The organism is Mycobacterium sp. (assembly GCF_036273375.1).
GTDB lineage: Bacteria > Actinomycetota > Actinomycetes > Mycobacteriales > Mycobacteriaceae > Mycobacterium.
Genome location: NZ_DASUHS010000005.1, coordinates 18,603 through 31,468 on the forward strand (window position 1 = coordinate 18,603; position 12,866 = coordinate 31,468).

The window sequence follows — 12,866 nt, forward strand, 5'->3', positions numbered from 1 at the left end:
TTCAAGACCTTTCTATGCGGTTGCGCGGACCCGTGCGGCTTCGGCCCGGCCGATGACCACCCGCATGATTTCGTTGGTGCCTTCCAGGATCCGGTGCACCCGCAGGTCGCGGACGATCTTTTCCAGACCATACTCGCGCAGGTAGCCGTAGCCGCCGTGCAGCTGCAGGGCTTTGTCGGCGACCTCGAAGCAGGTGTCGGTGACGTAGCGCTTGGCCATCGCGCACAACTCGACCTTGTCGGGATCGTCGGCGTCCAACGCATTGGCCGCCCGCCACAACATCATTCGCGATGTCTCGAGGCCGGTGGCCATGTCGGCCAGGGTGAACCGGATGGTCGGCTCGTCGAGCAAGGCCGACCCGAACGCCCGCCGATCGCGAACGTAGGTCCCGGCCTTGTCGGACGCGGCCTGGGCGCCGCCGAGTGAGCACGCGGCGATATTGAGCCGACCGCCGTTGAGGCCCTTCATCGCGATGCCGAATCCGGCGCCCTCGCCGCCGGCGCCGCCCAGCATCGCGTTGGCCGGCACCCGGACCCCCTCCAGGATTACCTGCGCGGTGGGCTGGGCATGCCAGCCCATCTTCTCCTCGAGCGAGCCGAAACTGAGTCCAGCCGCGCCCTTTTCGACCACGAAGGCCGATATGCCGCGCGGCCCCTCACTCCCGGTCCTGGCCATCACCACGTAGACGTCTGAGGCGCCCGCGCCGGAGATGAACTGCTTGACGCCGTCGAGCACATAATCGCCGCCCTGTTTGACCGCGCGGGTACTCAGCGCGCTGGCGTCGGAACCGGCGCCGGGCTCGGTGAGGCAGTAGCTGGCGATGACGTCCATCGACGCCAGCCGCGGGACCCAGTCCTTGCGCTGCTCGGCGGTGCCGAAGGTGTCGATCATCCATGCGCACATGTTGTGAATGGACAGGAACGCGGCGGTGGTGGGGTCGGCGATGGCCAACTGCTCGAAGATGCGGACCCCGTCGAGCCGGCGCAGGCCGCTACCGCCGACATCCTCGCGGCAGTAGATCGCCGCCATGCCAAGGTCGGCCGATTCGCGCAGCACGTCGACCGGGAAATGTTTGGCCGCATCCCATTCCAGGGCGTGCGGGGCGAGTCGCTTGGCGGCGAACGCGGCGGCCGTCTCGGTGATCACCCGTTCGTCGTCGTCGAGGGTAAATGAAGCCATAAAGCAGTCGACCCTAATCCATTGTGGGGATGACGAATTCGGCACCATCCTTGATGCCGGATGGCCACCGCGACGTCACCGTCTTGGTCTTGGTGTAGAAGATGATCGACGAGGGGCCGTGCTGGTTGAGGTCTCCGAAGCCGGACCGCTTCCACCCGCCGAAGGTGTGGTAGGCCACCGGCACCGGGATGGGCACGTTGACGCCGACCATGCCGACCTGCACGCGCGAGACGAAGTCGCGGGCCGCGTCGCCGTCGCGGGTGAAAACCGCCACGCCGTTGCCGTATTCGTGTTCGGACGGCAATCGCAGCGCCTCATCGTAGTCGTGCGCGCGGACGATGCACAGCACGGGACCGAAGATCTCGTCGGTGTAGATCGACATGTCCGGCGTGACGTGGTCGAACAGCGTGGGACCGATGAAGAATCCGCCTTCGAGGTTTGCGTCACCGAAAGTCAGGTCGTCGCTGGCGCGTTCGCGGCCGTCGATGACCAGCTCTGCCCCCGCGTCGACACCCTGGGCGATGTAGCCGCGCACCCGTGCCACGGCGGCCTCGGTCACCAGCGGACCGTAGTCGGCCTTGGGGTCCAGGCTGTGGCCGACACGCAGGTTGTTGATCCGCTCGATGAGCCGGGCGCGCAGCCGGTCGGCGGTCTGGTCACCGACCGGGACCGCGACGCTGATCGCCATGCAGCGCTCGCCGGCGCTGCCGTACCCGGCGCCGATCAGCGCGTCGACGGCTTGGTCCAGATCGGCGTCGGGCATCACGATCATGTGGTTCTTGGCGCCCCCGAAGCACTGTGAGCGCTTGCCGGTAGCCGCGGCCCCGGCGTAGATGTACTGGGCGATGTCGGAGCTGCCGACGAACCCGACCGCCTGGATGTCGGGGTGGTTCAGGATGGCGTCGACCGCCTCCTTGTCGCCGTGCACGACCTGGAACACGCCGGGCGGCAGGCCCGCCTCTGCGAAGAGTTCGGCCAGCCGCACCGGGACCGACGGGTCACGCTCGCTGGGCTTGAGCACGAACGCGTTGCCGCAGGCCAGCGCCGGGCCGGCCTTCCACAGCGGGATCATCGCCGGGAAGTTGAACGGCGTGATGCCGGCGACCACGCCCAGCGGCTGGCGCAGCGAGTAGACGTCGATGCCCGGTCCGGCGCCTTCGCTGTACTCACCCTTGAGCAGGTGGGGGATGCCCATGCAGAACTCGATGACCTCGATGCCGCGCTGGATGTCGCCCTTGGCATCGGCCAGGGTTTTTCCGTGCTCGCGCGACAGCAGCTCGGCCAGCTCGTCGCTGTGCTTGTTGACCAGCTCGATGAAGCGCATCATCACCCGCGCGCGCCGCTGTGGATTGGTTGCGGCCCAACCTTTTTGGGCCTCGACAGCCGATGCCACCGCGGCATCGATGTCGGCCTGGCCGGCCATCGGCACCGTCGCCTGAACCTGGCCGGTGCTGGGATCGAAAACGTCAGCGCTGCGGCCGGACTGGCCGGCGGTGCGCTGCCCATCGATGAAGTGTGGAATCTGTGTGGTCATGGGGCCCTCGAGTGTGGTTACGACGCTTAAGCGGATACTTGCATATCCTAGTAACCCGGGTCGGACGTTGGCAAGGTGGGTGACTTGTCGCCTTTTCCTGCATATCAACCGAAGGTCTGGGCGGCGTGCCGATTGCGCGGCCAGGACCCCGGCAAAGTCGTCCGGACGTTCTACCGCGCGCCCGTGAGCGCGGGATTCCGTTCGCTACCCGGCGGTGATGCCGTTTTGTACTGCGGCAACGACAAGTACGGGTTACTGCATATCGAAAAGGAACACGGAGATCAGTGGGATCAGGTCGCGAACACACGGTGGCCAACCGCCGGTAATTGGCGCTATCTCGCCGACTACTCGATAGCTCAGACGTTGGCCTATCCAAATCAGGTGGAGTACAACCAAAACAACGACACATTCGCCCTTTACCGCAAGATCGCGAGTGCGGACGGCACTTACGTTTTTACGACCCGTGTCGTCATTTCGGCGAGCGACGGGAAAATCATTACGGCATTCCCGCAGACGAGGGGATAGGGACAGTGACCCAAAGCGTTGAGCCGCCGCGCACCTACACGGGGCGCCGCGATCTCATTGCCGAAAAGCTGGAACCGTACCTCCAGATCAGCGACATGCTTCCGAGCAACCTGAGGCCCACCTCGGAAAGTGTCGAAAAGTTCTGGGACAACTCGCTCTTATGCAGTTGGGCTGACCGAGCAACGGGCCGCACGCGCAGCCTCACGGTGTCGCTGTATAGGGCCGCTGACGGCGAACAGAGGGCGCACGAAGTACGGGAGATGATGCGGCAGGAATGTCCGTCCGGGTTGGATTTGCATACGCCGAATCCGGAGGCCTACGAGATTGCGGGGCCGCAACCCGGCGAATACGTGTTCGTCCTGTCCTACCTCGGACACGTACGCGCCGTGGTGGGCAACTGCGTCGTTCACATAATGCCGATGGGAACCGGCATCGAGTTGAGTGAATTGGCCGGTCCGGCACTCGACATCGGCCGCGCGGTGGGTTGCTCACCGTACGAGAACGACTTCACGTTGCCGGAGTTTCCGGAAGAGTGGCACAACCAGTCAGTCGGGTGGCGCGTGGAAGGCGGGTCTCCCTAACCGCCCGGAGCGGCTAACCTGACACCTGTATGCGCACCATCGAGACCGACTACCTGGTAGTCGGTGCGGGCGCCATGGGCATGGCGTTCATCGACACGCTGGTCTCCGAGACGGAGGCCCGCGTCGTGGTGGTGGACCGCCACCACGCGCCCGGTGGGCACTGGACCATGGCCTACCCGTTCGTGCGGCTGCATCAGCCTTCGGCGTTCTACGGCGTCAATTCGTCACGGCTGGGCAGCGACACCATCGACCAAGTGGGTTGGAATCACGGGCTTTACGAACTGGCGACCGCCGGTGAAATCTGCGCGTATTACGAGCGCATCATGCGCCGGGAGTGGTTGCCGACGGGCAGGGTCAGCTATTTCCCGATGAGCGAATACCGCGGCGACGGCCGGTTTCGCACGCTGGCCGGCGCCGACCACACCGTCCGCGTGGCGCGCCGCGTCGTCGACGCCACCTACATGCGGGTCACCGTTCCGGCCATGCGCCGCCCGCCTTACGCGGTTGCCGACGGCATCGGATGCGTGCCGCCCAACGACCTGCCCTGGCTCGCCGCGCATGAGCGCTACGTCGTTGTGGGGGCCGGCAAGACCGGCATCGACACCTGCCTGTGGCTGCTCAGTCACGGTGTCGGGCCGGATCGGCTGACCTGGATCATGCCCCGCGACTCCTGGCTGCTGGATCGCGCCACGATCCAGCCCGGATCGTTGTTCGCCGATCGGATCAAAGCCTGCTTCACCGCGCAGTTGCGGGCCGTCGCGGAGGCGGAGTCGGTCGAGGATCTGTTTTCGCGTCTGGAACACATCGGTGCACTGCTGCGGGTCGATCCGGCGATCCGGCCGAGCATGTACCGCTGCGCGACCGTCACCCGGCTCGAACTCGAGCAGCTGCGACGCATCACCGGCGTGGTGCGCATGGGCCACCTGCAAGGCGTCGAGGCCGACCGGATGGTGCTCGACCACGGCGCCGTGGCGATGGACGGCGGGGCGCTGTACATCGACTGCACCGCCGATGGTGCCGAAAAACGGCCCGCGACAACTATTTTCGACGCCGACCGCATCACGTTGCAAAGCGTGCGCGGATGCCAACAGATATTCAGCGCCGCGCTGATCGCCCACGTCGAAGCGGCCTATCCGGACGACGGCGTGAAAAACGAGCTGTGCGTGCCGTTGCCGCACCCGGACACCGACCTCGACTGGCTGCGCCTCGCGCGAGCCGACTACGGCAATCAGCTGCGCTGGCTCGACGACCCCGAGTTGACCGGCTGGCTCGCCGGGGCACGCCTGGACCTCTTCGGCCATCTGATGGGGCATCTGCTCGCCCCGCCGTCGGCGAAGCCCCGCGTGCGCGACCGGATACTGGTCATGGCTAAATCGGCGCTCGCTGCCACCGCCACCAAGCTTGACCAGCTGATGGCCGCCGAAGCCGCCCTCGCGGCGCCCTGACCCGTGTAACCCGAGTCGATATTCATCGGGTGAAGGAGGCATGTGGCGGCAAGAAACGAACCCGTCGGCCCGCGACCCCTGCGCGTGGTGCCCGACGCTGGCCATGACGCCGGCTACCCGAACTGGGAAGCCGTGTACTCCGACAACGTGACCTGGGTGTACCGCACGCTGTTCGCGCGCGTCGGCAACCAAACCGACGCGGAAGACCTCACCGCCGAGGTGTTCCTCGCCGCGCTACGGCCACTGCGGCTGACCGCGAGCGTCGCCGAGGTGCGCGCGTACCTGCGGACGACGGCCAGGACGGTGCTGGCCGCGCACTGGCGCGAGACGCTGGGGCGAGAGATAACCTCGATCGAGGACATCGAACAACCAGCCGACAGCCAGGACGCGATCAGCACCGCGCCGCAGCGTGTTGCCCGGGTTCTGGACAGCCTGCCGGACCGGTACCGCCAGATTCTGGAATCCCGCTTCCTGCGGGGTAATTCGATCAAGGAGTCAGCCGCGGAACTCGGGATCAGCGTGGCCAATGCCAAAGTGCTCCAGCACCGCGCCCTGCGGCTGGCGGCGCAGGTCAACGATGGAGGCCAGCCATGAATGCGCGAGGGCTGCGACGTTATGTCGACGACCTGCTGCGGGGGCGCCGGCCCAGGCCGTTCGCGCCCGACGACTTCGAGGCCGCGCAACTTCGCACGGCGATCGAGCTGCGCGCGGCTCGCGAGGGTGGTGACGCACCGCGCCAGGAATTCGTCACCGATCTGCACCGGCGGGTCGCCGAGCAGATGTCGGGCGCGCCAACGGAAACGGCGCCCGGCCGCGGCAGCACGCGCCGCCAGGTCATCGTCGGCACGTCGGCCGCCGCCACCGCGGCGGTCGCCGCGGTGTCCGTCGACCGCGCCCTGATCGCGGGCCAATCCGCCGACCGCCGTCCTTCCGAGGTTGCCGCCGGGCAACTCACGCCCAACGAGGGCAGCTGGCAGCGCGTGGCGGCCGGTTCGGACGTACCCGACGGCGCCATGCACGCCTTCGACCTCGGCTCGGTGACCGGATTCGTCCGCCGCGTCGACGGCAAAATCCAGGCGATCTCCGGGGTGTGTACTCACCAGGGCTGCAAGCTGTGGTTCGACGCACCCGACGACACGCTGCGCTGCCCCTGCCACACCACGTCGTTCTCGCCCGCCGGCCAGGTGCTCACCCACCAGTTGCCGATAGCACCGAAACCGCTGCCCGCATTGATGGTTCGTGAGGTCAACGGGGTCATCCAAGTATTCGCGCCGCCGCGTCCCGAGCGGCCGGCCTGAGCGGTGTAACCCACCGCGCTATCTCTGAGCATGGATATCCCCGTGCGACGAAGATTTTTGGCGGCCGTGCCGGCCGTGGGCGTGTTGCTGCTGGCCGGCTGCTCCCAGCCGCGGCCGGTGGCGACCACCGCCGCGCCCACGACCGAGATGTCGGTCACCGCACCGGCGGCTCCGGTGCGCGGCAATCAGGTCACCATCGACGGGTTCGCGTTCGCGCCCGCCTCGCTGAGCGTCACCGCCGGGACGACCGTCACGTGGACCAACCGCGACGAAGAACCCCACACGGTGGCAGCGAGCGACGGCTCCTTTCACTCACCCGGCATGGGAACGGGGGCCACCTTCACCCACACCTTCCCCGCCGCCGGGACTTTCGACTACGTCTGCTCGATCCACCCGATGATGCGCGGCGCCGTGGTGGTGACGGGATGAGTCGCGCCGGCGACGATGCGGAGCGAAGCGATGAGGTGGGGGCACCTCCCGCTTGCGGGGGAGAGCGGCGCATGACTAGCACCGGCGAGAACCGCATGACCCGCCGCCAGCTCATCCGGCACACGGCATGGTTCGGTGCGGCGGTCGGGTTCGCCGTGGCCGGCGGCGAGGTCATCTCGCATGTCGCAGGCCAGGCTGGGGCGCAACACGCGGCGGCCCGGCCCACCCTGCGGTTCGCCCAAATCAGCGACAGCCACCTCGGTTTCACCGGGGCACCCAACCCCGACGTCACCGGAACGTTCGGCCACGCGATCGATCTGGTCAACAACCTCGGTTACACACCGGATTTCGTCATCCACACCGGGGACCTCACCCATCTATCCAGCCCGGAGCAGTTCGACCAGGCGAAGCAGATGATGAGTGGGCTCAAGACACCACACGTGTTCACCGTGCCCGGAGAGCACGACTCGATCGACGACGCCGGGCAGAAGTATCGAAACGCGTTCGGCGCCGGCTCCGTCGGAGACGGGTGGTACAGCCTCGATATCGCCGGCGTGCACCTGATCGCGTTGGTCAACACGTTGAATCTGCACAAGCTCGGTCATCTCGGTGCCGATCAGTTGGAGTTCGTCAAGAAGGATGTCGCGCGTCTTTCCAGCGATACTCCCATCATCGTGTTCAGCCACATCCCACTGTTTGCGATGTATCCGCAGTGGGGCTGGGGCACCGACGATGCCACCAAGGCGCTAAGCTACCTGCGCCGCTTCTCCTCGGTCACGTGTCTGAACGGCCATGTCCACCAACTGTTCTCCAAAACTGAGGACAATGTCACGTTCTACAGCGGCACGACCACCGCCTACCCGCTGCCGCGACCCGGTGACGGGCCCGCGCCCAAGCCGGTCACGCTTCCGGCCGGCAAGCTGCGCGACGCGCTGGGCATCCGTGAGGTCAGCTACGCCAGAGGAGAGGCCGATCTGGCATTGAAGGAGACGGCGCTGCAATGACTTTGACGAACATCCTAGTCCGTCTCGGCCTCGCCGTGTCGTTGACCGTCAGCGCCGCCAGCCACGCCTACCTCTATGTGCATGGCTACCGACATATCCCGACGATCGGCACGGCATTCATGACCCAGGCCAGCCTCTCGTTCGCGATCGCGCTGCTGATCCTGATCGGCGGTCCCGGGTGGCTGCGCTGGGCCGGTGCCGCGCTGGCGGCGGGTTCGCTGGTCGCATTCGTTTTGTCGCGCACCGTCGGCCTGTCCGGCTTCGCCGAACGGGGTTGGGACCCAGCACCGTACGCCGTCCTCAGCGTAGTGGCTGAGGTGCTCACGGTGGCCTTATGGGCAAGTGTTCTAGCGGCTAGGCGGAATCGGGCCGCTTCTGCGTGAGTCGCATTCCCTCAACAAATGCCTTCGTCTCGTCCCAGGTGGGCAGCAGGCCGGAGGCGCGCACCTCTGCGAAGCTGGGCGCCGCGGCGTCGCGATCGGATAAGTTGGGCGCCGCCCCATGCACCAGCGGCCAGTCGATGGCCAGCGCCGGATCGGTCGCGCAGATCGTGTGTTCGCGCTGCGGGCTGTATTCCGCCGAGCACAAATACATCACCGTCGAATCGTCTTGCAGCGCGAGGAAGCCATGCCCCAGACCCTCGGAAACGTAGATCGTCCGGTGATCGGAATCGTCGAGCAGAACCGAATCCCACTGCCCGAATGTCGGCGAGCCCACCCGGATATCGACGACAACGTCGAACACCGAACCGCGAACGCAGGTCACGTATTTGGCCTGGCTCGGCGGCACCTGAGCGAAATGCAATCCGCGTAGCACGCCGGCCGATGACACCGAGCAATTGGCCTGCCGGACATCCAACCCGTGGCCGACGAAGGAGCGGAATCCCTTGTCGGTGAGCCATTCGAAGAAATGACCGCGCGAATCGCCATGAACGGCGGGAGTGATCTCCCAGGCACCGGGGATCTTCAGTTCACGAACTTGCACGTTACTGCCCACGCTCTTCGTAGCGGGCTTCCGAGGCGTCTTTCAACGGACGCCACCACGATTCGTTTGCGCGATACCAGTCGATGGTTGTACGCAGACCCTCCTCGAAATCAGTATGCTTTGGCGCCCAACATAATTCGTCGTACAGCGCCGACGGGTCGATGGCGTAACGCAGATCGTGGCCCACGCGGTCGGTGACGTGGTCGAAGTCGTCGGGCTCGCGGCCCATCATCTGCAGCAGCGTTCGCAGCACGGTCAGGTTGTTGCGTTCTCCTTCGGAGCTGATCAGGTAGGTGCGCCCGATCTCACCCTTGTCCAGGATGCGCCGGACCGCGCTGTTGTGGTCGTCGACATGAATCCAGTCACGAACGTTGGCGCCGCTGCCGTACAGCTTGGGCCGCCGGCCGGTGAGCACGTTGGTGATCTGGCGCGGGATGAACTTTTCGACGTGCTGGTACGGCCCGTAATTGTTGGAGCAGTTCGAGATCGTGGCGCGTACCCCATACGAGCGCACCCAGGCCCGCACCAGCATGTCAGCGGCGGCTTTGGTCGCCGAATACGGACTGGACGGGTTATAGGGTGTCGCCTCGGTGAACCGCTGGGGGTCGTCGAGCTCTAAGTCGCCATAGACTTCGTCGGTCGAGATGTGGTGCAGCCGCACACCGTAACGCCGCACGGCCTCGAGGATGGTGAAGGTGCCGACGACGTTGGTGTGCAGGAATGGCTGGGGGCTGTCCAGCGCGTTGTCGACGTGACTCTCCGCGGCGAAATGCACCACCGCGTCGGATTCCGCGACCAACCGCGACACCAGGTCGGCGTCGGTGATGTCACCGATGACCAGGCCGATGGAGTCCTCGACGCCGGCCAGGGACTCGCGGCGACCCGCGTAGGTCATCGCGTCGAGCACCGTCACCGAATCCTCGGGGTGCTCGCGGACCGTGCTGTGCACGAAGTTGGCGCCGATGAATCCAGCGCCGCCGGTGACCAGTAACCGCATGCCCAAAACCCTAACCGAGTCGATCGGTCAGTTTGCGGGAGTCAGCCCCGGCCAATTCACTTAACGCGGGTAGCAGCGTTTCCTCGTCATGCGCGCCGAGCGCCTGGATCGCCACGTGGTCGGCCCGGGCCTCCAGATGTTCACTCAGCCTCGGCGGCGGCCGGGGCGGGCGCCGACCAGATGTTGACGATTCCGGTGGCCAGCTGCAGCGACGTCGTCTGCGCCAGGGCCGGGTCGGCCCAAGACAGATCGGCGTCCGGTGATCCACCGATCCAGGCGGCGCCGTAGCCCAGCGATTCGATGCCCGCGGCCAATTCCGGGGAGATGGATCGGGTGGACAGCCACACGCCGAACCGGCCGAGCTCGGGTTTGAGTGAAACTCCCTCGGTCATCTAGCTCCCCCTACGGCAAGTCAGGACTGTGTCAAACCCAGCGGCCCCGCCAATTCGGCCAGTGCCGCGACCAGGTTTTCATCCTTCGTCAGCACCTGCACGGGGACGTGATCGGCGCCGGCGTCGAGGTGTTCGTTGAGTCGCGCCGCGATCTGGTCCACGGTGCCGTATGCGACCACCGCGTCCACCAGGCGATCGCTTCCCGGCCGGGTGACTTCGTCCTCGGTGAAACCCAGCCGCTTCCAATTGTTTCGGTAGTTGGCGAGATTGAAGTAGACGTCGAGCGCCTTGCGGCCGACCGCCCGGGCCTTCTCGGCGTCGGTGGTCAGAATCGCCTTGTGCTCGGGGGCCAGGAAAGCCGACGGTCCGATGATTTCGCGGGCGTGCGCGGTGTGTTCCGGGGTGGTCAGGTAGGGGTGTGCCCCGGCCGAGCGTTCCGCGGACAGCTTGAGGACGCGCGGGCCCAGCGCCGCCACCACCCGGCGGTTGGCTGGTATGCCGTAGTCATCGAGCTGCTTGAGGTAGTCGGTCAGCGCGTCGTAGGGCTTGCGGTACTCGGTGTGAGCCTCGGGGTGTCCGACGCCGATGCCGAGCAGGAATCGGCCCGGATAGGCCTTATCGATGCGGTGGAATGATTCGGCCACCGGCTTGGCCGCCGCGGTCCAGATGTTGACGATGCCGGTGCCCACCTGCAACGTCGTCGTCGCCTCCAGGAGGGGCTCGACCCACGCCAGCTCGGCGGGCGGTGAACCGCCGACCCAGACGGCACCGTAGCCCAGCGCTTCGATATCCCTGGCCTGCTCGGGTGTGACGCCGCGTCCGAACGATCCGAACCGGCCGAGATTGGGTTTGCTCGCTGCATCGGTCATGGTGTTCCCAACCCGCGCCCCGCGACAGCTATTCCGGGGCGGCTACATCCTCATCGGCATCGTCGAGGTCCGCGGCAGTGACGTCGGCGGCCGGTGGCTCCAGCGGCAGCAGCACGATGAACCGGGTGTCGCCGGGCACCGACTCCACCCGCAGATCCCCGCGATGCTTCTTCACCACGATGTTGAACGCCAGGTCCAGGCCCAGCCCGGTGCCTTCGCCGAAGGGCTTGGTGGTGAAGAACGGCTCGAAGATGTGCTCGCGCACGTCCTCGGGTATTCCCGGCCCGGTGTCGCAGATTTCGATGCGGGCCAGGTTGTCTCCTGCCCGGCAGGTGCGGATGGTCAGCGTTCCGCCGGTATCGCGCATCGCGGCGATCGCATTGTCGATGATGTTGGTCCAAACCTGATTGAGATCACCTGGGTAGCAAGGGATTTCGGGTAAAGTCTGGTCGAAGTCCTTGACCACCGTGACGACGTTGTCCTTACCGGCGCCCTTGCCCGCGTCCTTGGTCAATCGGTCGGCGAACATCACCAGCGTGCTGCGCAGCAGATCGTGCACATTGGTCACCTGGAACGGGGCCCGATCCATTTGCGAATACTGCTTGGCGTCGGCGACCAGCGCCGAAATCCGTTTGCTCGCTTCCAGAATCTGGTTCATCAGCAGCTCGCTCTCGATGGTGTAGTTGATCCATCGGATCGCCTGCTCCAGCGATGTCGACGCGAGCTCGTCGGTGACCGCGGAAATCCGCTCCAGCCAATCGGTGTCGACGCCGCCCTCGACGAACGTCGGCGCGATGTCCCACCCGCCGTCGATGCCGTGGTCCTCCAGCCAGTCGCCGACGGCGTCCTCGCGGTCGGCGGTCTCGAGCGCGCTCAAGTGCTGCGACGCGGATTTGGCGACCTGCTCGGCGACCCGTTCCTGCAACTGCACCAAAGCGCTGAGCGCCTCGGGGGTGATGGTGCCGTCGGCGAGCATCGCCAGCTTGTGCCGCATGTTGGCCACGCGCTCGCGCAGATCCGCCGCGGATCGCGAGATCGCCGCCGCGGGGTTGTTCAGCTGATGCGTCAGGCCGGCCGACAACCGGCCCAACGCCAGCAGCTTCTCGCGGTTGTCGATGATCCGGCGGGTGCGGTCGGTGCCGACGGCGATGCCGTCGAGCAGATGCACCGCCATCGGGAACTGGTCCTTCATGAACTGGGCGAACACCGGCGCGTCCATCACGAAGAAGCGCGACGGCTTGGTCACGTGCACCGAGGCGTCGTAGCTCTTCTGCTTGCCGCCGGTGAACGCCCGCCAGGCCCCGCAATACACGCCGCGCTGCGAGGTGCGGTTGGTTTCGATGTCCTGGCCGCCGGAGAGTTTGGTCATGGTCAGCTCCCCGTCGAGCAGGACGTAGAAGCAGGTCGCCGGTTCGCCCTCGACGCAGATCGGACCCGGTTCGTAGTGCTGGATGTGCCCGTTGCCGCACAGCACGGCGAGCTGCTCGTCGGTGAGTGCCTCGAACAGGAACAGGCTGCGCAACTCGTCGGGCTGGCAGGGGATCGGCTTTGATTCCGCCGCGGTCATGCTTCGGCCAGGTATCGGTGGACCAGCATGACGGCCATCGAGCCTTCACCGACGGCGGCGGC

The 12,866-nt window shown here is 66.2% G+C and carries 13 protein-coding genes and 2 pseudogenes; 8 read left to right on the forward strand and 7 right to left on the reverse strand.

The window, feature by feature from the left end; genetic code table 11:
- Positions 1–12 precede the first annotated feature (12 nt).
- A complete protein-coding gene (locus VFW69_RS00535) occupies positions 13–1,179 on the reverse strand; it encodes an acyl-CoA dehydrogenase family protein (protein ID WP_526497062.1) in 1,167 nt (388 codons plus the stop codon).
- Between the two features lie 13 nt (positions 1,180–1,192).
- On the reverse strand, positions 1,193–2,713 hold the full coding sequence (locus VFW69_RS00540; protein WP_526497063.1) for a CoA-acylating methylmalonate-semialdehyde dehydrogenase: 1,521 nt from the start codon (positions 2,711–2,713) through the stop codon (positions 1,193–1,195).
- Between the two features lie 81 nt (positions 2,714–2,794).
- On the opposite strand from VFW69_RS00540, the pseudogene VFW69_RS00545 reads away from it, so the two are divergent.
- The 8 genes and pseudogenes from VFW69_RS00545 to VFW69_RS00580 form a co-directional block, all read left to right on the forward strand.
- Positions 2,795–3,238: pseudogene (locus tag VFW69_RS00545) on the forward strand (DUF4226 domain-containing protein); the annotation flags it as partial.
- A gap of 5 nt (positions 3,239–3,243) precedes the next feature.
- Positions 3,244–3,819 (forward strand): DUF7956 family protein, encoded by a 576-nt coding sequence (locus VFW69_RS00550; protein WP_526497064.1) that lies wholly within the window; start codon positions 3,244–3,246, stop codon positions 3,817–3,819.
- A gap of 29 nt (positions 3,820–3,848) precedes the next feature.
- Positions 3,849–5,264, forward strand: a complete 1,416-nt coding sequence (locus tag VFW69_RS00555; protein ID WP_526497065.1) for an NAD(P)-binding protein — start codon at positions 3,849–3,851, stop codon at positions 5,262–5,264.
- 42 nt (positions 5,265–5,306) lie between these two features.
- Positions 5,307–5,858, forward strand: coding sequence for an RNA polymerase sigma factor (locus VFW69_RS00560; RefSeq protein ID WP_526497067.1), 552 nt, complete (start codon positions 5,307–5,309; stop codon positions 5,856–5,858).
- Positions 5,855–6,562, forward strand: coding sequence for a Rieske (2Fe-2S) protein (locus VFW69_RS00565; RefSeq protein ID WP_526497069.1), 708 nt, complete (start codon positions 5,855–5,857; stop codon positions 6,560–6,562). Before VFW69_RS00560 ends, VFW69_RS00565 begins: the two co-directional genes overlap by 4 nt.
- Before the next feature lie 30 nt (positions 6,563–6,592).
- Positions 6,593–6,991: a cupredoxin domain-containing protein gene (locus tag VFW69_RS00570; protein WP_526497071.1), complete on the forward strand. Its 399-nt coding sequence runs from the start codon at positions 6,593–6,595 to the stop codon at positions 6,989–6,991.
- Positions 6,992–7,062: 71 nt separating this feature from the next.
- Positions 7,063–7,995, forward strand: coding sequence for a metallophosphoesterase family protein (locus VFW69_RS00575; protein WP_526497073.1), 933 nt, complete (start codon positions 7,063–7,065; stop codon positions 7,993–7,995).
- Complete coding sequence (locus VFW69_RS00580; RefSeq protein WP_526497075.1) at positions 7,992–8,378, forward strand: hypothetical protein; 387 nt, start codon at positions 7,992–7,994, stop codon at positions 8,376–8,378. Before VFW69_RS00575 ends, VFW69_RS00580 begins: the two co-directional genes overlap by 4 nt.
- Here the strand turns inward: VFW69_RS00580 and rfbC are convergent.
- The 5 genes and pseudogenes from rfbC to VFW69_RS00605 form a co-directional block, all read right to left on the reverse strand.
- Complete coding sequence (rfbC, locus tag VFW69_RS00585) at positions 8,350–8,979, reverse strand: dTDP-4-dehydrorhamnose 3,5-epimerase (protein WP_526497077.1); 630 nt, start codon at positions 8,977–8,979, stop codon at positions 8,350–8,352. The genes VFW69_RS00580 and rfbC overlap by 29 nt on opposite strands.
- A 1-nt stretch (position 8,980) precedes the next feature.
- Positions 8,981–9,976 (reverse strand): dTDP-glucose 4,6-dehydratase, encoded by a 996-nt coding sequence (rfbB, locus tag VFW69_RS00590; RefSeq protein ID WP_526497079.1) that lies wholly within the window; start codon positions 9,974–9,976, stop codon positions 8,981–8,983.
- Positions 9,977–10,122: 146 nt separating this feature from the next.
- Positions 10,123–10,368: pseudogene (locus VFW69_RS00595) on the reverse strand (LLM class F420-dependent oxidoreductase); the annotation flags it as partial.
- 20 nt (positions 10,369–10,388) lie between these two features.
- Positions 10,389–11,237: an LLM class F420-dependent oxidoreductase gene (locus VFW69_RS00600; RefSeq protein ID WP_526497081.1), complete on the reverse strand. Its 849-nt coding sequence runs from the start codon at positions 11,235–11,237 to the stop codon at positions 10,389–10,391.
- 28 nt (positions 11,238–11,265) lie between these two features.
- Positions 11,266–12,804, reverse strand: coding sequence for an ATP-binding protein (locus VFW69_RS00605; protein WP_526497083.1), 1,539 nt, complete (start codon positions 12,802–12,804; stop codon positions 11,266–11,268).
- Positions 12,805–12,866: the final 62 nt, after the last annotated feature.

Bases quoted from the DNA above. Each gene is read 5' to 3' on its own strand.
- VFW69_RS00540 (WP_526497063.1), bottom strand. From the start codon at position 2,713: ATGACCACACAGATTCCACACTTCATCGATGGGCAGCGCACCGCCGGC.
- VFW69_RS00575 (WP_526497073.1), top strand. From the start codon at position 7,063: ATGACTAGCACCGGCGAGAACCGCATGACCCGCCGCCAGCTCATCCGG.
- VFW69_RS00555 (WP_526497065.1), top strand. From the start codon at position 3,849: ATGCGCACCATCGAGACCGACTACCTGGTAGTCGGTGCGGGCGCCATG.
- VFW69_RS00535 (WP_526497062.1), bottom strand. From the start codon at position 1,179: ATGGCTTCATTTACCCTCGACGACGACGAACGGGTGATCACCGAGACG.
- VFW69_RS00580 (WP_526497075.1), top strand. From the start codon at position 7,992: ATGACTTTGACGAACATCCTAGTCCGTCTCGGCCTCGCCGTGTCGTTG.
- VFW69_RS00565 (WP_526497069.1), top strand. From the start codon at position 5,855: ATGAATGCGCGAGGGCTGCGACGTTATGTCGACGACCTGCTGCGGGGG.
- VFW69_RS00570 (WP_526497071.1), top strand. From the start codon at position 6,593: ATGGATATCCCCGTGCGACGAAGATTTTTGGCGGCCGTGCCGGCCGTG.
- VFW69_RS00605 (WP_526497083.1), bottom strand. From the start codon at position 12,804: ATGACCGCGGCGGAATCAAAGCCGATCCCCTGCCAGCCCGACGAGTTG.
- VFW69_RS00600 (WP_526497081.1), bottom strand. From the start codon at position 11,237: ATGACCGATGCAGCGAGCAAACCCAATCTCGGCCGGTTCGGATCGTTC.
- rfbB (WP_526497079.1), bottom strand. From the start codon at position 9,976: ATGCGGTTACTGGTCACCGGCGGCGCTGGATTCATCGGCGCCAACTTC.